This window comes from Streptomyces sp. PKU-EA00015 (assembly GCF_013387495.1).
Lineage (GTDB): Bacteria > Actinomycetota > Actinomycetes > Streptomycetales > Streptomycetaceae > Streptomyces.
The window spans coordinates 1-16,800 of sequence record NZ_JABZEE010000042.1; the positions used below are offsets into that span (position 1 = coordinate 1).

Here is a 16,800-nt window from a genome sequence, read left to right on the forward strand (position 1 = left end):
ACCTCGGCCACCGTCAGCGGCGAGAAGAACTCGGACGGCGCGTACATCGCGCGGGCCGAGGTGAGGCTGTCGGCGACGGACGCCGGCTCGGGTGTGGAGCGGATCGAGTACTCGCTCGACAGCGGCCCCTACCTCGCGTACACCGCCCCCCTCGTCGTCGACCGGGTCGGCTACCACACGGTGCTGTACCGGGCGACGGACAAGGCGGGCAACACCTCCGAGGCCAAGAGCGTCGCGTTCTCGGTGGCCGAGGGCGGCGGTGTGCCGGCGCCCACCTGTCCCGAGCACGACGAGCGGCCGACAGTGATCGTCGGCACGGTGGACACCGGCATCCCCAACCGGATGACGGGCAGCCGCTGCACGATCAACGAGCTGATCGAGGACGAGAAGGACTGGTCCTCGCACGTCCTGTTCCTCAAGCACGTGGACGGAGTGATCGACCGGCTGCTCGCCGACGGCGTCATCGACGAGCGCGAACACCGGACGATCTACCGCGCGGCCAAGGAGTCGGGCATCGGCAGGCCGGGCCAGACCGCCGGCTACCGCGACCTCTTCGACGGCACCGAGGAGACGTTCTCGAAGTGGGAGCACGTCGGTGGCGGCAGGTTCGGGCTGAGCGACGACGGCGCCATGACCAGCAGCACCACCGTGCCGGGCATGGGCATGCTGTGGTTCCCGCAGCGGCAGTACGGCGACTTCTCGCTGAAGCTCCAGTGGCGGGACGACGCCCCGGGCCCGGGCAACGCCAACGCCGGTGTCTTCGTCCGCTTCCCGTACGTCCACGACAACCCGGAGGAGTCGCGTCCGGAGTGGGTCGCCATCAAGTACGGCCATGAGGTGCAGATCCTGGACCGGCCGGACGGCGACATGTACAAGTCGGGTTCGATCTACGGATTCGACCGCGTGGGCCTCGGCGGCGCCGGGGTCACCCCGAAGGGCACCTGGAACGACTACGAGATCAGGGTGGAGGGCCAGCACTACTCGGTGTTCCGCAACGGCAAGCTGATCAACGAGTTCGACAACACCGGCGGCCAGGTCTTCGAGCCGCCGCGCTCCGACGACCCGGGCACCGACGGCCGGCGCTACGCCTCCGGGTACGTCGGGCTCCAGGTCCACGGCACGACGGACGTCATCTCCTACCGCAACATCAGGATCAAGGAGCTGTAGTCCTCCTCGAGCGGTGAGCCGCGGCCCTCCTCCCGGCCGGGAGGAGGGCCGCGGTCGCCGGTGCGGCGGGGCGTGTCAGTCGGCCGGCTTCTTCGCCCGGCTCGGCTGGACGCGCTTCGGCTCCCCCGGCATCTTCGGGTACTCCGGCGGATAGGGCAGATCGCCGAGCCCGTGGTCGGCCTCGTCCTTGCGGGCGAGTTCCAGCAGGGTCTCCAGGCTGAACCGGTGGTCGTCCATGTCCGCGTGGACGTCACCGACCTCGGCGTAGCGGCCGGGCATCGTCTTGATGTCGAAGTCCTCGGGGCGCGCGACGTCGAGCTCCTCCCAGCGCAGCGGGGCGGAGACGGGGGCGTGGGGGCGGGGACGCACCGAGTAGGCGGAGGCGATGGTGCGGTCCCGGGCCGTCTGGTTGTAGTCGACGAAGATGCGCCGGCCGCGTTCCTCCTTCCACCACTTGATCGTCACCCGGTCCGGCATGCGGCGCTCCAGCTGCCGGCCGCAGGCGATCGCGGCGCGCCGCACCTGCGTGAAGGTCCAGCGGGGCTCGATCGGCACGAAGACGTGCACGCCGCGGCCTCCCGACGTCTTGGGCCAGCCCCGCAGACCGGCCTCGTCGAGGACGGCGCGCAGCTCGTGGGCGGCGCGTACGGCGTCGTCGTAGTCGGTGCCGGGCTGCGGGTCGAGGTCGATGCGCAGTTCGTCGGGGTGGTCGGTGTCGTCGCGGCGCACGGGCCACGGGTGGAAGGTGACGGCGCCCAGGTTGGCGGCCCAGATGACGGCGGCCGGTTCGTCCGGGCACATCTCGTCCGCGGAGCGCCCGGACGGGAAGGTGATGTGGGCGGTGGGGATCCAGTCGGGCAGGTACTTGGGCACACGCTTCTGGAAGAACGATTCGCCCGTCACCCCGTCGGGATAGCGCTCCAGCGTCGTGGGACGGCTGCGCAGGGCCCGGGTGATGCCCTCGCCGACGGCCAGGTAGTAGGTGACCATGTCCAGCTTGGTCCAGCCGCGCTCGGGGAAGTACACCTTGTCGGGATTGGACACCCGGACGGTGCGCTCCCCCACTTCGAGTTCCACCGCTCCAGCCATGCCCGCCAGCGTAGGCCGTGCCGAGTGGGGCTGCATGCCGGAGAATCGGGCCATGGACCTGCCCGTGATGCCGCCCGTGAAGCCGATGCTGGCCAAGTCCGTGAAGAAGATCCCGCCCGGAATGCACTACGAGGCGAAGTGGGACGGCTTCCGGGCGATCGTCCACCGTGACGGCGACGAGGTCGTCATCGGCTCGCGCACCGGAAAACCGCTGACGCGGTACTTCCCCGAGCTGGCCGCCCGGTTCCTCGACCTGCTGCCGGAGCGCTGCGTCGTCGACGGCGAGATTGTCATCGCCCACGAGGGCCGCCTCGACTTCGACCGTCTCACCGAGCGCATCCATCCGGCCGACTCCCGGGTCCGGATGCTCGCCGAGCGCACCCCCGCGAGCTTCGTCGCCTTCGACGTGCTCGCCCTCGGCGACGAGTCGCTGCTGGACGCACCGCTCAAGGCGCGCCGCGAGAAGCTGGAGGAGGCCCTCGCGGGGGTTCGGCCGCCCGTGCACCTGGCGCCGTCCACGACGGACGTGGCGCTGGCGCAGGAGTGGTTCGAGCAGTACGAGGGCGCCGGGCTCGACGGGATCGTCGCCAAGCCGCTGGATCTGCCGTACCGGCCGGACACCCGGCTGATGTACAAGATCAAGCACGAGCGGACCGCGGACGTGGTGGTGGCCGGCTACCGCTTCCACAAGAGCGGCCCGGTCGTCGGCTCGCTCCTGCTCGGGCTGTACGACGGCTCGGGGGCGCTCCAGCACGTCGGCGTGTGCGCCGCGTTCTCCATGAAGAAGCGCGAGGAGCTGGTCGAGGAGCTGGAGCCGCTGCGGATGGAGGACGTCTCGGAGCATCCGTGGGCACGCTGGGCGGAGGAGGCGGCGCACGAGAGCGCGCGGCTGCCCGGCGCGCCGAGCCGCTGGTCGGGCAAGAAGGACCTGTCCTGGGTGGCGCTGCGGCCCGAGCGGGTGGTGGAGGTGGCGTACGACCACATGGAGGGCGACCGTTTCCGCCACACGGCGCAGTTCCGGCGGTGGCGGCCCGACCGGGAGCCCTCCGGTTGCACGTACGAGCAGCTGGAGGAACCGGTGCGGTACGACCTGGACGAGGTGCTGTCAGCCCCCGGGCGGTGAGCAGGGTCCGCGCGCGGCAGGCAGCATCGGGCGGCGCCTCGCAGGACGTGTCGGCGGGCGTGGGCGCAGGACCACGATGCGTACGGCCCGCGCCCACGGCTCCGTGCCGTCAGGCGTAGAGCGAATCGATCTCGGCCGCGTACGCCGCCGCGACCGCGTGGCGCTTGATCTTCAGGGAGGGGGTCAGCAGGCCGTTCTCCTCCGTGAAGTCGCCCGGCACGAGGCGGAAGCGGCGGATCGACTCGGCGCGGGAGACCGCCGCGTTGGCGTGGTCGACGGCGCGCTGGACGTCCGCGATCAGCTCGGGGTCCTCGCACAGCCGCGCGAGCGGCGTGTCCTTCGGGCGTCCGCGTACGGCGAGCCAGTGCTCCACCGCCTCCGGCTCCAGGGTGATCAGGGCCGCGACGTAGGGCCGGTTGTCGCCGACCACGATGCACTGGCCGACGGGCGGGCGGCTGCGCAACCGGTCCTCGAGGACGGAGGGCGAGACGTTCTTGCCGCCGGAGGTGACGAGGATGTCCTTCTTGCGGCCGGTGATCGTCAGGTAGCCGTCCTCGTCCAGTGAGCCGAGGTCTCCGGTGGCGAACCAGCCGTCGTCGAGGGCCTCGTCGGTCGCCGCCGCGTTGTTCCAGTACGCGCCGAAGACGATGCCGCCCTTGATCAGTACCTCGCCGTCCTCGGCGATGCGGATCGCCGTGCCGGGCACGGGCTGCCCCACGGTCCCCGGGCGCGGTGCCAGCGGCGGGGTGATCGTCGCGGCGGCCGTGGTCTCGGTGAGGCCGTATCCCTCGTAGATCACGATGCCGGCCGCGCAGAAGAAGAGGTTCAGCTCGCGCTCGAGCGGGGAGCCGCCGCTGATCGCGTACCGCAGCCTGCCGCCGAGCTCCTTGCGGATGCGCCGGTAGACCAGCAGGTCGTACAGCGCCCAGGCCAGGGTGAGGCCGGCTCCCGGTCCCTTGCCGGTGCCGAGGAACGCGGCGAGATACGCCTCTGCGAACCGCACGCCGATGCGGTGCGCGCGGTCGAAGGAGGCGCCGCGGCCGATCTTCTCGGCCGTGGCCCGGCCGGTGTCGTGGATCTTCTCGAAGAGGTAGGGGACGCCGACGAGGAAGGTGGGCCGGAAACTCCGCAGCTCCGGCCGGAGCTCGTCGGGCTTGATGCCCGGGCAGTGGCCGAGCTCGATACGGGCCGTCAGACAGGCGATCTGGAGAGTCCGGCCCAGGATGTGGGCGAGTGGCAGGAAGAGGAGCGTGGAGGCCGTCTGCCCGGTCACCGCCCGAAAGACCGGGTGCAGCAGTTCCACGGTGTTGGTGACCTCGGCGTGCAGGTTCGCGTGGGTCAGGACGCAGCCCTTGGGCTTGCCGGTGGTGCCGGAGGTGTAGCAGAGGGTGGCGATGCTGTCCGGTGTCAGGGCGGCCCGCCTCTTGGTGATCTCCTCGTCGGGGACGTCCCGCCCAAGTGTGACGAGTGTCTCCATCGCGCCCTCGTCGATCGTCCACACCCGGGGTTCGACGCCGAGCCCGCGCGCCGCGTCGGCCACCGTCCCGGCGTGCTCGGCGGACTCGGTGACCACGTGCAGCGCGCCGCTGTCGCGGAGGATCCAGGCGACCTGTTCGGCCGAGGAGGTGGCGTAGACAGGCACGCTCTGGCCACCGGCGGCCCAGATCGCGAAGTCGATCACGGTCCACTCGTAGCGGGTGCGGGACATCACGGCCACCCGTCCGCCCGGCTCGAGCCCGGCGGCGATCAATCCCCTGGCCGCTTCGGTGACTTGGCGGGCGAAGTCGGCGGCGGTCACGGGACGCCATCGGCCGTCGTCGTCCTTGCGTCGCAGGACCACCGATGCGGGTGCTTCCGCCGCGTTCGCGTAAGGTATGTCGGCGGTGCTGCCGGAGACGGACGGCCGGGCGAGCGGTGCGGTGCGCGCCTCTCGTACGACGCCGTCCTCCCTGACCAGTTCGACCGGGACGCGACCGGCGAGATCGCTTCGCTTTTTCGCCCTCTTCAGATCCTTGTGTACGCCCATGGTCGGCTCCTGTTCGCGGTTCGCGCGTGACGCGGGCGGGGAGTTGACGGGACCTCGGCACTGACTCGGGGGTCAACTTACTCCCGCGTATCCAGAAAGCAACGGGTGTGATCGACAACCGTTGCCGCACAAAGACACCCCCGCCACGGAACCCGGAAACCGCTCCGGTAGTCATGGAGGGGTGGGAGGCCGACCGACCGACGGCTTCCCGACGGAAAAGCAGACAAGGACTTGACGTGACCGCCTCCAACATCGTCCCGGTACCGATCCCCGACCGCGTGGCAGTGATGATCGGCTCCTGCATGCCGGCCCATGTCCTGCACGCCGAGATCGAGGCCGAGTGCGCCGCGCGCGAGGTGTACCGCTTCCGCGGCCCGCTGTGCGCCGACGACCGGGCCGACCGCGAGCACGCGCTGTCCGCGCTGGCACGGGCGAACAAGGTGCTGGCCGCGTACGATCCGAGGCTCACCGTCAGGCCGTCCCGCGCCCACTGACGCTCCCCGCTCCGAGCAGAGGCCGTCCCCCTTCCCGGGGACGGCCTCTGCTTCTCCCCGGGAGCACGCCACTCGGGAGGAGAAACAGCGGCCGCACGGAAGGTCTCGGGCCGGTTCGTCCTCGGCCTCGGGCCACGTCCCCCGACGGGCCAGGGGCGGCTCACTCGATGAAGGTGCCGTCCACGTACACCCACGCGCCGTTCTGCCGGGCGAAGTTGCTGCGCTCGTGCAGTTCGCCGCGCTTGCCGTGATGGCGGTAGCGGGCCCGGAAGGTGACCGTTCCCTCGGTGTGGAAGGCGCTGCCGTCGGTGACGTCGGTGATCTCCAGACTGGACCACTGCATGCCGGGATCGAGTTCCAGGTGCCGGGGCCTGGTCGAGGAGTGCCAGGTGCGCAGCAGGTACTGCGCGTCGTGTGCGGCGAAGGCGCTGTAGCGGGAGCGCATCAGCAGCTCGGCGGTGGGCGCCGTCTCCTCACCGCTGTGGAAGCGGCCGCAGCACTCCGCGTACGTGGCCGGCAGGCCGCAGGGGCAGGGTGATGCGCCGGTGAGGGCAGGCTGTGCGGTGCGCCCGGGGCGTTTGATGCGTCGTGCCATGGCTCCATTTTCCAGCCATTGCGGGAATGGGCCCGCGGGTGGCTTCCGGGTCACGTGCGTACTCCGTATGCTCCTGCGCCGGACGCCGTAGTTACCGTCGGTAAAGGGGGATCGGATGGACCGGTCGGGCACCTCACGAGGCACCTCACGGCGCACGTTCATGGCGGGGGCCGCCGCCGTCGGCGGCACCGCGGCACTCGCCTCGGCCGCCGGCATCACCTCCGCCGCCGCGGCCCCGGCGCCCGGATCGGTCGCCGTGCTCGGCGGCGGGGTCGCGGGGCTGACCGCCGCGCACGAACTCGCCGAGCGCGGCTTCGCGGTCACCGTCTACGAGCGCCGGGCGCTCGGCGGCAAGGCCCGCAGCATGGACGTGCCCGGCAGTGGCCGGGGCGGGCGCAGACCGTTACCGGCGGAGCACGGCTTCCGCTTCATCCCCGGCATCTACCACAACCTCCCCGACACCATGCGGCGCATCCCCTTCCCCGGGAACGCGAACGGGGTGTGGGACAACCTGGTCGCACCGCCCGAGATGTCCTTCGCCCGTACCGGCCGCGAGGACCTGCGCATCCCGCTCCCCTGGCCGGGCCACCGGCCCGCCGAGCTCACGCTCGACGAGATCCGCCGCGCGCTCACGGCCATGCTGGACACCGCGCTCGGCATCCCCGCCCATGAGACGGCCTACTTCCAGAACCGCGTGCTCGTCTTCCTCACCAGCTGCGACGAGCGGCGCGACGAGGTCTGGGAGCGCACGCCCTGGTGGGACTTCATTCGGGCGGAGCGGATGAGCTACGACTACCAGCGCATGCTCGCCATCGGGCTCACCCGCAACATCGTGGCCACCAAGGCCGAGGAGGCGAGTACCCGCACGGTCGCCACACTGCTGGAGGCGTTCGTCTTCAACGCGCTGGGCCGCGGCGCCGACGGCCCGCTCGACCGCATCCTCGACGCGCCCACCAACGAGGCGTGGATCGACCCCTGGGTGGCGCACCTGACGTCGCTCGGCGTCCGGTTCCGCGTCGGCTGGAGCGTACGGGAGATGGCGTACGGCGACGGAAGGATCACGGCCGCCGTCGTCGAGGACCCGCAGGGGGCGCGCCGGGCGGTGACCGCCGACCACTACGTCTCCGCGATGCCCGTCGAGCATGCGCGGCGCACCTGGGGACCGGCCCTGCGGGCCGCCGACCCTCAGCTCGCCCGCTGCGACAGGCTGCACACCGACTGGATGACGGGCATCCAGTTCTATCTGACCGAGCGGGCGCCCCTGCTGCACGGCCATCTCAACTGCGTCGATTCCCCCTGGGCGCTGACGGCCATTCAGCAAGCGGGGCACTGGCCGGACCGCGACTTCCCCGCCGACTACGGCGACGGGACGGTGGTCGACTGCCTGTCCGTCGACGTCTCCGAGTGGGACCGGCCGGGAATCCTGTACGGCAGGACCGCCAAGCAGTGCACCCGGGCCGAGGTGGCCAAGGAGGTCTGGGCGCAGCTGAAGGCCGCGCTCAACGACACGGGACGGACGGTCCTCAAGGACAGCGCCCTGCACTCCTGGTTCCTCGACCCGGGCGTCGACGGCCTCGGCACCCCGAACCCCACCAACGAGGACGAGCTCCTCATCCACCCCGTCGGCACCTTCCACCTCCGCCCCACGGCCGCCACCGCGATCCCCAACTTCTACCTCGCCGGCGACTACGTCAGCGTCGACATCGACCTGGCGACGATGGAGGGCGCCAACGCCTCGGCCCGCCAGGCCGTCAACGCCCTGCTGAACCGGACCGGTTCGGCCGCGCCCCGGTGCACGGTGACACCGCTGTTCCGGGCCCCCGAGTTCGAGGCGCTCAAACGGCACGACCGCGCCCGTTTACGGTGGGGCCTGCCGAACGCCTTCGACCTGGGGTAGAGCTCAGACCGCCAGGCCCGCCAAGGTGCGCAGGTGCTGGGGTGCGATGAGCCGGTTGTTGGGGTTGTCGCCGAGCGGTTCGCCGTTGACGACGGTCCGCCGGCGGGCGTCCAGCAGCACCTCGTGCAGCTCCTCCGGGGACGCGGCCGTCACGACGAACATGACGACGGTGTCCAGCTGGTCCGAGCGTCCGGTGAGCCGCTGCCCCAGTTCCTTGGTCGGGCGCACGAACCTCGCGGTCTCGGGGACGGACAGGTCGCGCAGTTCGGTGGTGCCGGGTCGCGGCAGCGTCAGGCACTCCGCGGCCCATCCCCGGGTGGGGCTCAGGGCGTCGAGGTCGGGGGCCGCTCCGCAGCCGAGGTCCGTCAGCAGCTCCTCGTACGGCGTCCCGAGGACCAGCCCGAAGAGCAGTACGGCGCCCGCGCCCGCCACCCGCAGGTTGAAGTCGATCAGCTCCACCGGACCGTCGTCCGGGACCATCACCTCCAGGTGCGTGGGCCCGTGCGTGATGCCGAGGCACCGGTGGAAGGCCACCGCCGCTTCGGCGATCTCGGCGTGGCGCGGGTGCTGGTACGGGAAGACGGCGGCCTGCTCGACCACCGGGTCGCCGGCCAGCAGATACCGGCCCAGCAGCCCGACGACCTTCACCTCGCCGTCGTGCACGAGCGATTCGACGGACAGCAGCTCGCCCTGGGCCTTCTGCTCCAGCACGAACCCGCCGCTCAGGACGTAGTCGCGGGTCATCCCCGCGGCCAGCGGTGTGCGCTCGATCTCGTCGGCCGCCGCGCGGAGTTCGTCCAGGGAGCCGACGGTGAAGCACATGGCGCTGCCCGTGCCGTGCGCCGGCTTGAGGATCGCCGGGCCGTCGAATCCCCAGGTGTCCCAGCGCAGCGCGCCGGCCAGGGTCGTCGAACGCAGACGGGACAGGCCCTCGGCCCGCAGCCGGTCGCGCACCTCGCCCTTGTCGAGCGCCGCCCGCAGGGCGTCCGCGCCGCTGGTGGGCAGGCCCGCGCGGGCGCGCAGCTCCGCGTCGTACGGCAGGGCCGCCTCGAACGCCGCGTACGTGCCGGCTATCTCGTACCGCTCGTACAGGTCGTCGAGCACGGCCCGTACGGCGTCCGCGTCCGACCAGGAGGCGAGGGGGATCAGCTCGTCGACCACGCCGTCAGGAACGGCGAACGGGCCCTGCCGCGGCAGCGGGTTCTGCCCCACGACCACGACCGTCAGGCCGCGGGCCTTCGCCGCCTTGGCCACCAGTGCCACGTGGTTGACGAGTTCGAGCAGGACGAATGCTTTTCGCATGGCGACTCCCAAGTCGGTGTGCGCGCGCTTCCCAGCCGGTGACCAGCAGGGCGATGAGGACGAGATCGAGGGTGACGGCCCACTCGGCGCCGAGGGTGTCCATCACCCAGGAGAAGACGAACCCGAAGACGGCCATCAGGCTGTAGCCCAGGGCCGACAGCAGACCCACCACGGCCGAGACCTTCGCCTCGGGGGTGTGGGCGATCAGCCGCTTGTACTGGTGGGCCCAGACCATCTCCACCGCGAGGACCATCGCGACGAACGCGGCCAGCGCCAGGACCAGGCTGGAGCGCGCCGCGGGCAGCGCCGCGTACATGCAGACGGCGAAGCCGGTCACGGCGGCGTTCAGGCGCCGCTGGCGCGTCTCGGGCACCAGCTCCCGGCGGCTGAGGTACTGGTACAGGAACAGACCGGCGATCACGGCCAGGGATTCGGCGGTGAAGAACATCGCGGTGCCCGGCTCGCCGAGCGAGAACCAGAGGTCGGGAACGGCCGTGATCAGCACCAGGTACGTCGCCTGGAAGGCCGTCACCGTCAGCACGATGTAGAACACGGCGGTGGAGACCACCGGGGTGCGCACGATGATCCGGGCCGCCGAACGGACGTGCGCCGCGACGCCCTCCCGCACGTCGCCCGCCGCTCGGCGCGCCTCCTCGATCCGGGCCCTGTTGGGCCGCACGAGCGCGAACAGCGCGGCGGACACCAGGAAGGTCGCGACGTCGATGAGGACGACCGTGCTCATCCCGACGAACCGGAGGATGACCGTGCCGGCCGCACCGGCGACGGCTATCGCGATGAAGAGGCTGGAGTTGAGCACGGCGGAGTACAGGTCGGTCTGCCGCTTGTCGAAGAACTGCACCAGCGCCTTGACCCGGGCCGCGTTCACCGCGCTGTTGAGCAGGGCGCGGACGAAGATCACCGCCACGGCCACGGGGAACTGGTCCGGTGACAGGCAGGCCAGGAACAGCAGCGTGACGGCGGCGGCCGCCAGGTTGAGCCGCAGCAGCAGCCTCCTGGCGTCCGCGCGGTCGATGTAGTGCGTGGTGAACAGTCCCACGAAGAGATTGGCCACCCAGTCCGCGGCGAACACGGCGGAGGCCAGGGTGGCACTGCCGGTCTCGCCGTAGACGAAGGCCACGTAGGAGATCATCAGCAGCTTCGAGCCGAACAGCGAGATGAACGACGCCGCGTACGTCAGCAGGAAGTTGCGGTCGAGGTAGACGCGCATAGGGGCGCTCCTTGATGGGGGCCTCGTGACGGGGCCGGGGACGCGCACGACCGTAAGCAGCGCCCGGCGGGCCGGAGAACGGGCGGCGCGGGACTTCATCAGTTCCCGCGCGCGGATCCGTCAGGTCGCGCGCGCCCGCACCGGGCGGCCCCGCGCCCCTGCGGTGGCTTCGCCGCGGCGGGCGGCGCGCGACGTACCGTACGGGCATGAAGCTCACGATTCTCGGCGGCGGCGGATTCCGGGTGCCTCTCGTGTACGGGGCGCTCCTCGGCGATCACGCCGAGGGTCGGGTCACCGCCGTCACGTTGTACGACGTGGACGGCGACCGGCTGGACGCCGTCGCGCGGGTGCTCGCGGAGCAGGCGGCCGGGCAGCCGGACGCCCCTCGCGTCTCGGTGACCCGCGACCTCGACGAGGCCGTGCGCGGGGCGGACTTCGTCTTCTCCGCGATCCGCGTCGGCGGCCTCGAAGGGCGCGCGGCCGACGAGCGGATCGCGCTGGCCGAAGGGGTGCTCGGGCAGGAGACGGTGGGCGCGGGCGGGATCGCGTACGGGCTGCGCACGGTACCGGTGGCGACCGGCATCGCCCGGCGGATCGCGGAGCTGGCCCCCGACGCCTGGGTCATCAACTTCACCAACCCGGCCGGTCTGGTCACGGAGGCGATGAGCCGGATCCTCGGCGACCGGGTCATCGGCATCTGCGACTCACCGGTCGGACTCGGCCGCCGGGTCGCGAAGGTCCTCGGCGCCGACCCCGCGACCGCGTGGACCGACTACGTCGGGCTCAACCACCTCGGCTGGCTGCGCGGGCTGCGCGTCGGCGGGCGCGACCGGCTGCCGGAACTCCTCGCCGACAGCGAGGCCTTGGGCTCCTTCGAGGAGGGCAGGCTCTTCGGCCCCGACTGGCTCCGCTCGCTCGGCGCGATCCCGAACGAGTACCTGCACTACTACTACTTCAACCGGGAGACCGTGCGCGCCTACCGGGAGGCGAAGCAGACGCGGGGCGCGTTCCTGCGGGCTCAGCAGGCCGGTTTCTACGAGGAGATGAAGCGGCCCGGCACGCCGGCGCTCGCCACCTGGCGGCGCACCCTCGCCGAGCGCGAGGCGACCTACATGGCGGCCAACCGGGAGGCGGCCGGGGCGGGCGAGCGGGACGCAAAGGACGCTGAGGACACGGAGCCCGGCGGCTACGAGCAGGTCGCCCTCGCGCTGATGCGGGCCGTCGCGCGCGACGAGCGGACCACACTGATCCTCAACGTCCGCAATCGGGGCACCCTCTCCGTCCTCGACGCGGACGCCGTCGTCGAGGTCCCCTGCTTCGTGGACGCGAACGGGGCGCATCCGGTCGCCGTCGACCCGCTGCCCCACCACGCGACCGGTCTGGTGACCGCCGTGAAAGCGGTCGAGCGCGAGGTGCTGGCCGCGGCCGGCAGCGGATCGCGGTCGCATGCGGTCACGGCGTTCGCCCTGCATCCGCTCGTCGACTCGGTGGGCGTCGCGCGCCGCCTCGTCGAAGGCTACCGCGCCGAACACGCCGGGCTCGCGTATCTGCGCCTGCCGTGACGGCCCCGCCCGAGCAGCCCGTCCCACAAGGAGCGTCCCGGCGGTCGGCGGCACCGGCCCCTGCCCGGGGCGGCGCCCCACAGGTGCCCCCGCACCGCGGCCTTACGCGCCGGTGGGGAGTGCTCGCAGGGCGCCCGGGCGGCGGCCCGTCAGGGTGTCGAGGGCGCGCGCCGTCGCCTCGTCCGCCGGCAGGTGGACCAGCAGGCGCTGGTCGTCGTCCGCGGGCAGTTCCAGCGTCTCGTAGGACAGCCGCAGCGCACCTGCCCCGGGATGCGTCATACGTGTGATGCCGTTGGCGCGTGGCAGACCCGGCACCGTCCCGAGCCGGTCCGCGAAACCGGGCCCCGCCGTCACCGTCAACTCGTCCACCATCGCCGCCACATGGCGGTCCGCCCGGAACGGCCCCTGCTTCAGCGCCGCCACCTGCTCGTCGGCCACCCGGTCCCAGTCCGGGTACGCCTCCTTCGCCCGCGGATCGGTGAACACCCACTGCGCCAGGTTCGGCGGGGAGCCGTCCAGCAGGCCGAGCGGGCGGACGAGCCGCTCGTAGCCCTCGGTCCAGGCGAGCAGTTCGCTCAGGCGGTTGAGCACGACGGCCGGGGCCGGTTCGAGGCGGTCGAGCAGGGCGCGGACCGGTGGGCGCACCTCCCGGTCGGGCAGGGCGCCCCCCATGCAGGTGAAGTTCCCGTCCGCGCCCTTGGAGAGCCGGTGCAGATGGATCCGCTCGACGGGGGTGAGGCGCAGTGCGTCGGCCAGTGCGGACAGCACCGCCGGGGACGGCCTGCGGTCGCGCCCCTGCTCCAGGCGGGTCACGTACTCGACGCTGACCCCGGCGAGGGTCGCCAGCTCCGAGCGGCGCAGGCCCGGGGTGCGGCGGCGGGGGCCCGCGGGGAGCCCGGCGTCGGCCGGTGCCAGGGCCTCTCGGCGGTTGCGCAGGAACAGTCCCAGCTCGTTGTCGCTCACCTCTCGAACGTAACAGCCGGGCGGCCGCGGATCGTGGCCCTGCCACTACCAGTCTCGGCCCGGCCTTCCTGCTCCCCCGCCGGCCCGGCAGCGTGGTGTCCGCGCCGATTCCGGCGCCGATTCCGATCCCGTGAGGAGCATCACCATGTCCGAGAACACCCTGCGTCTCGCCGTGCTCGTCGGCAGCGTCCGGGAGGGCCGCTTCGGCCCGGTGGTCGCCAAGTGGTTCGCCGAACAGGCCGAACAGCACGGCCGGTTCACCGTGGACGTCGTCGACCTGGCGGACACCCCGCTGCCGTTGGAGCTGCCGCCCGTGCCGCCCGCCCTGGATCCCGGGATGGACCGGCCGGCCGGGATGGCGGAGCTGACGAGGCGGCTGGAGGCGGCCGACGCGGTCGTCGTCGTGACGCCGGACTACAACCGCAGCTTCCCCGCGTCGCTGAAGGCGGCCATCGACTGGCACTACACGGAGTGGCAGGCCAAGGCGATCGGCTTCGTCGGGTACAGCGGCGCGAGCGGCGGGCTGTTGGCCATCGAGCAGCTGCGACAGGTGTTCAACGAGCTGCACGCACACACGGTCCGCGACTACGTCAGCTTCCCGCGCTACTACGAGCTCTTCGCCCCCGACGGCACGCTGCGCGAGCCCGAGGGCCCGGGCGTAGCGGCGAAGGTGCTGCTGGACCAGCTGGAGTGGTGGGCGACTGCCCTGAACGAGGCGCGGCGGGTGCGGCCGCTGGTCACCGCCTGAGACGGGCGGTCGCCCGTCGGCGGTCCGGCGCGCACGTCGTCCCGGCTCGACGATCGGGCCGGGTCGACGGACCGGGCCAGGGCGGCGGCGCGTTCGGGCGGGTCGCGGCGGGCAGAGAAAGGGAATGACAACCTCCGCCGAACAGACCGTCCCGCCCGTCCGTTCCCGCCGCGCGCTGCTGGCCGGTTCGGTCGGCAACTTCGTCGAGTGGTACGAGTTCGGGGTCTACGGCTACTTCGCGACGATCATCGCCGCGAACTTCTTCACGCCCGAGGGCGGCAGCGACGTCGAGGCCCTCGTGAAGACCTACGCGTCGTTCGCCCTGGCCTTCTTCTTCCGTCCGGTCGGCGCCGCGCTGTTCGGCCGGATCGGCGACCGGATCGGCCGTCGCCCGACGCTGATCCTCGTCATCACGCTCATGACGCTGGCGACGACGGCGATCGGGCTGCTGCCGACGTACGCGACGGCCGGGGCGGCCGCACCGTGGCTGCTGACCCTGCTGCGGATCCTGCAAGGGCTGTCCGCCGGCGGGGAGTTCGGCGGAGCGGTGTCGCTGATGACCGAGTTCGCACCCGCGGGCAGGCGCGGCCTGTACGGGTCGTGGCAGTCGTTCACGGTGGCGCTGGGGCTGCTGGGCGGCGCCGGCGCCGCGGCGCTGCTGGCGACGGTGCTGTCCGAGGGGGCGCTGAACGACTGGGGCTGGCGGCTTCCGTTCCTGCTGACGCTGCCGCTCGGGGCGGTCGCGCTGTGGCTGCGGCTGCGGCTGGAGGAGACGCCGAGTTTCCGGCGTGTGGACGCGGAACCGGTGGCCGCACCTCCCGCCGCGGAGGTGGTGCGCGCGATCCTGCTGGGCGCGGGGCGGATCATGGGGTGGGCCGCCGCCGGTTACACGTTCCTGGTGGTGCTGCCCGCCTATCTGCAGTCCGCGCTGAACGCCTCGTTCCAGGAGGCGCTGGTCGCGACCGTGCTCGCCAATCTCGGGTTCGCCGCCTCCATCGTCCCGGCGGGCGCGCTCAGCGACCGGATCGGGCGCAGGGCGGTGATGCTGACCGGCGCCGTGCTCGTCGTGGTGCTGGCACTGCCGCTGATCAACCTGCTGCAGGACCTGGTCACGGCGACGCCGCTGAAGGGCCTCGCGGTGTTCGCGGCGGGCGCGGTGGTCGGGCTGCTGGCGGGCCCGGGGCCCGCGATGCTCGCCGAGATGTTCCCGACCCGGGTCCGCTGCACGGGCCTCGGTCTCGCGTACGCGCTGTCCAACGCCGTGTTCTCGGGTTGCGCGGGGCTCGTCATCACCGAATTGATCAAGAGGACGGGCAACGTGGACATCCCCGCCTACTACGCGGCCGCCACGTGTGCGGTCAGTGTGTTCGCGCTGCTGAGCCTGCGCGGCGACGACCACCGCGGACCGCTGCGGTGAGGGTCGTCGGTCTGATGTCGGGCACGTCCCACGACGCCGTCGACGCCGCCGCGGCCGACATCGGCTTCGACGGGGACGCCCTGACCGTGACGCCGCTCGGCATGGTGAGCGGCGGCTACGACGACGGCCTGCGGGCGTCGCTCGCGGGTGCGCTGCCTCCGGCGACGACGACGCTCGGGGACGTCTGCCGCCTCGACACCCGCATCGGGCAGGTCTTCGCGGCGGTCGCCGAGCGGGCGGACCGCGAACTGTGCGGCGGGGGCGCCGAGCTGTTCGCCTCGCACGGCCAGACCGTGCACCACTGGGTGGAGAACGGCCGGGCCCTGGGCACGCTGCAGCTGGGACAGCCCGCCTGGATCGCGGAGGCGACGGGCCGTCCGGTCGTCTCCGACCTCCGGCCCCGGGACATCGCGGCCGGAGGGCAGGGCGCCCCACTTGTGAGCCTGGTGGACGTGCTGTGGCTGCGGGGACGGCCGGGGGTCCCCGTCGCGCTCAACCTGGGCGGGATCGCCAACGCGACCGTGGTTCCGCGTTCGGGCGATCCGGTCGCTTTCGACACCGGTCCGGCGAACGCCCTCCTGGACGCGGCCGTCGCCGAACTGACCGGCGGCCGGGAGGCGTACGACGCGGGCGGTGCGCTCGCGGCGGCGGGCCGGGTCCACCGCCCGCTGCTGGAGCGGCTGCTGGCGGAGCCGTACTACCGGCTGCCGGCACCGAAGACCACTGGCAAGGAGCTGTTCCACCCCGGTCATCTGCGGGCCGCGCTGGCCGGGCTGGGCGCACTCGCGCCCGAGGACGTCCTCGCGACGCTCACCCTCCTCACCGCGCGCACGGTCGCGGACGCGGTCCGCCCGCTGGGCGCGACCGAGGTGATCGCCTCGGGCGGCGGCACCCGCAATCCCGCGCTGATGGGGATGCTCCGCGCCGAACTGGCGGGTATCCGCCTGTGCACCTCCGACGACCTCGGGCTGCCGTCGGCGGCGAAGGAGGCGTACGCCTTCGCCGTACTGGGGTTCCTGACGGCGCACGGGCTGCCCGGAAGCCTGCCCTCGTGCACCGGAGCGCGGGCGGCCCGGGTGCTCGGCTCGATCACACCGGGGATCGGGCCGCTGCGTCTCCCGCCGCCCGCGAAGGAATTCGTCAACTCCCTCGTATTTACTGTCCGTTGATCCCGCGCGTACGCTGCATC

General features: G+C 72.2%; 14 protein-coding genes. 8 read left to right on the top strand and 6 right to left on the bottom strand.

Annotation, left to right across the window (positions count from 1 at the left end; genetic code table 11):
- Positions 1-1,167 (top strand): DUF1080 domain-containing protein (locus tag HW130_RS24440; RefSeq protein WP_177151843.1); only part of this gene is annotated, 1,167 nt, incomplete at its 5' end.
- 75 nt (positions 1,168-1,242) lie between these two features.
- On the opposite strand, the gene ligD is transcribed toward HW130_RS24440, so the two are convergent.
- Positions 1,243-2,256 (bottom strand): non-homologous end-joining DNA ligase, encoded by a 1,014-nt coding sequence (gene ligD, locus HW130_RS24445; protein ID WP_177151844.1) that lies wholly within the window; start codon positions 2,254-2,256, stop codon positions 1,243-1,245.
- 52 nt (positions 2,257-2,308) lie between these two features.
- Between ligD and HW130_RS24450 the strand changes: the two genes are divergently transcribed.
- Positions 2,309-3,379: an ATP-dependent DNA ligase gene (locus HW130_RS24450; RefSeq protein ID WP_177151845.1), complete on the top strand. Its 1,071-nt coding sequence runs from the start codon at positions 2,309-2,311 to the stop codon at positions 3,377-3,379.
- A gap of 109 nt (positions 3,380-3,488) precedes the next feature.
- On the opposite strand, the gene HW130_RS24455 is transcribed toward HW130_RS24450, so the two are convergent.
- Positions 3,489-5,405, bottom strand: a complete 1,917-nt coding sequence (locus HW130_RS24455; RefSeq protein WP_177151846.1) for a long-chain fatty acid--CoA ligase — start codon at positions 5,403-5,405, stop codon at positions 3,489-3,491.
- A 236-nt stretch (positions 5,406-5,641) separates the two neighbouring features.
- On the opposite strand from HW130_RS24455, the gene HW130_RS24460 reads away from it, so the two are divergent.
- Positions 5,642-5,899 carry a hypothetical protein gene (locus HW130_RS24460; RefSeq protein ID WP_177151847.1) on the top strand — a complete coding sequence of 86 codons (258 nt, stop codon included), beginning with the start codon at positions 5,642-5,644 and terminating at the stop codon, positions 5,897-5,899.
- Between the two features lie 160 nt (positions 5,900-6,059).
- Here HW130_RS24460 and HW130_RS24465 read toward each other — a convergent pair whose 3' ends face one another.
- Complete coding sequence (locus HW130_RS24465; protein ID WP_177151848.1) at positions 6,060-6,494, bottom strand: YchJ family protein; 435 nt, start codon at positions 6,492-6,494, stop codon at positions 6,060-6,062.
- A gap of 115 nt (positions 6,495-6,609) precedes the next feature.
- Between HW130_RS24465 and HW130_RS24470 the strand changes: the two genes are divergently transcribed.
- Positions 6,610-8,391 carry an FAD-dependent oxidoreductase gene (locus HW130_RS24470; protein WP_256356306.1) on the top strand — a complete coding sequence of 594 codons (1,782 nt, stop codon included), beginning with the start codon at positions 6,610-6,612 and terminating at the stop codon, positions 8,389-8,391.
- 3 nt (positions 8,392-8,394) lie between these two features.
- Here the strand turns inward: HW130_RS24470 and HW130_RS36585 are convergent, their stop codons facing one another.
- Together HW130_RS36585 and HW130_RS24475 are read right to left on the bottom strand one after the other, a co-directional pair.
- On the bottom strand, positions 8,395-9,654 hold the full coding sequence (locus HW130_RS36585; RefSeq protein WP_309140563.1) for an ATP-grasp domain-containing protein: 1,260 nt from the start codon (positions 9,652-9,654) through the stop codon (positions 8,395-8,397).
- Positions 9,557-10,921, bottom strand: a complete 1,365-nt coding sequence (locus tag HW130_RS24475) for an MFS transporter (protein WP_177151849.1) — start codon at positions 10,919-10,921, stop codon at positions 9,557-9,559. Before HW130_RS24475 ends, HW130_RS36585 begins: the two co-directional genes overlap by 98 nt.
- A 206-nt stretch (positions 10,922-11,127) precedes the next feature.
- Here HW130_RS24475 and HW130_RS24480 point away from each other — a divergent pair, with 206 nt between their 5' ends.
- Positions 11,128-12,483 carry a 6-phospho-beta-glucosidase gene (locus tag HW130_RS24480; protein ID WP_177151850.1) on the top strand — a complete coding sequence of 452 codons (1,356 nt, stop codon included), beginning with the start codon at positions 11,128-11,130 and terminating at the stop codon, positions 12,481-12,483.
- Positions 12,484-12,585: 102 nt separating this feature from the next.
- On the opposite strand, the gene HW130_RS24485 is transcribed toward HW130_RS24480, so the two are convergent.
- Positions 12,586-13,446, bottom strand: a complete 861-nt coding sequence (locus HW130_RS24485; RefSeq protein ID WP_177151851.1) for a helix-turn-helix domain-containing protein — start codon at positions 13,444-13,446, stop codon at positions 12,586-12,588.
- Positions 13,447-13,591: 145 nt separating this feature from the next.
- Between HW130_RS24485 and HW130_RS24490 the strand changes: the two genes are divergently transcribed.
- The 3 genes from HW130_RS24490 (at position 13,592) to HW130_RS24500 (ending at position 16,780) form a co-directional block, all read left to right on the top strand.
- Complete coding sequence (locus HW130_RS24490) at positions 13,592-14,194, top strand: NADPH-dependent FMN reductase (protein WP_177151852.1); 603 nt, start codon at positions 13,592-13,594, stop codon at positions 14,192-14,194.
- 124 nt (positions 14,195-14,318) lie between these two features.
- Positions 14,319-15,611: an MFS transporter gene (locus HW130_RS24495; RefSeq protein ID WP_177151853.1), complete on the top strand. Its 1,293-nt coding sequence runs from the start codon at positions 14,319-14,321 to the stop codon at positions 15,609-15,611.
- Positions 15,608-16,780 carry an anhydro-N-acetylmuramic acid kinase gene (locus HW130_RS24500; protein WP_177151854.1) on the top strand — a complete coding sequence of 391 codons (1,173 nt, stop codon included), beginning with the start codon at positions 15,608-15,610 and terminating at the stop codon, positions 16,778-16,780. The genes HW130_RS24495 and HW130_RS24500 overlap by 4 nt, the downstream gene beginning before the upstream one ends.
- Positions 16,781-16,800 lie beyond the last annotated feature (20 nt).

What these genes read in the sequence shown, in the direction of transcription:
- HW130_RS24495 (WP_177151853.1), top strand. Translation starts at nt 14,319, where the DNA reads ATGACAACCTCCGCCGAACAGACCGTCCCGCCCGTCCGTTCCCGCCGC.
- ligD (WP_177151844.1), bottom strand. Translation starts at nt 2,256, where the DNA reads ATGGCTGGAGCGGTGGAACTCGAAGTGGGGGAGCGCACCGTCCGGGTG.
- HW130_RS24490 (WP_177151852.1), top strand. Translation starts at nt 13,592, where the DNA reads ATGTCCGAGAACACCCTGCGTCTCGCCGTGCTCGTCGGCAGCGTCCGG.
- HW130_RS24465 (WP_177151848.1), bottom strand. Translation starts at nt 6,494, where the DNA reads ATGGCACGACGCATCAAACGCCCCGGGCGCACCGCACAGCCTGCCCTC.
- HW130_RS24470 (WP_256356306.1), top strand. Translation starts at nt 6,610, where the DNA reads ATGGACCGGTCGGGCACCTCACGAGGCACCTCACGGCGCACGTTCATG.
- HW130_RS24480 (WP_177151850.1), top strand. Translation starts at nt 11,128, where the DNA reads ATGAAGCTCACGATTCTCGGCGGCGGCGGATTCCGGGTGCCTCTCGTG.
- HW130_RS24455 (WP_177151846.1), bottom strand. Translation starts at nt 5,405, where the DNA reads ATGGGCGTACACAAGGATCTGAAGAGGGCGAAAAAGCGAAGCGATCTC.
- HW130_RS24450 (WP_177151845.1), top strand. Translation starts at nt 2,309, where the DNA reads ATGGACCTGCCCGTGATGCCGCCCGTGAAGCCGATGCTGGCCAAGTCC.
- HW130_RS24475 (WP_177151849.1), bottom strand. Translation starts at nt 10,921, where the DNA reads ATGCGCGTCTACCTCGACCGCAACTTCCTGCTGACGTACGCGGCGTCG.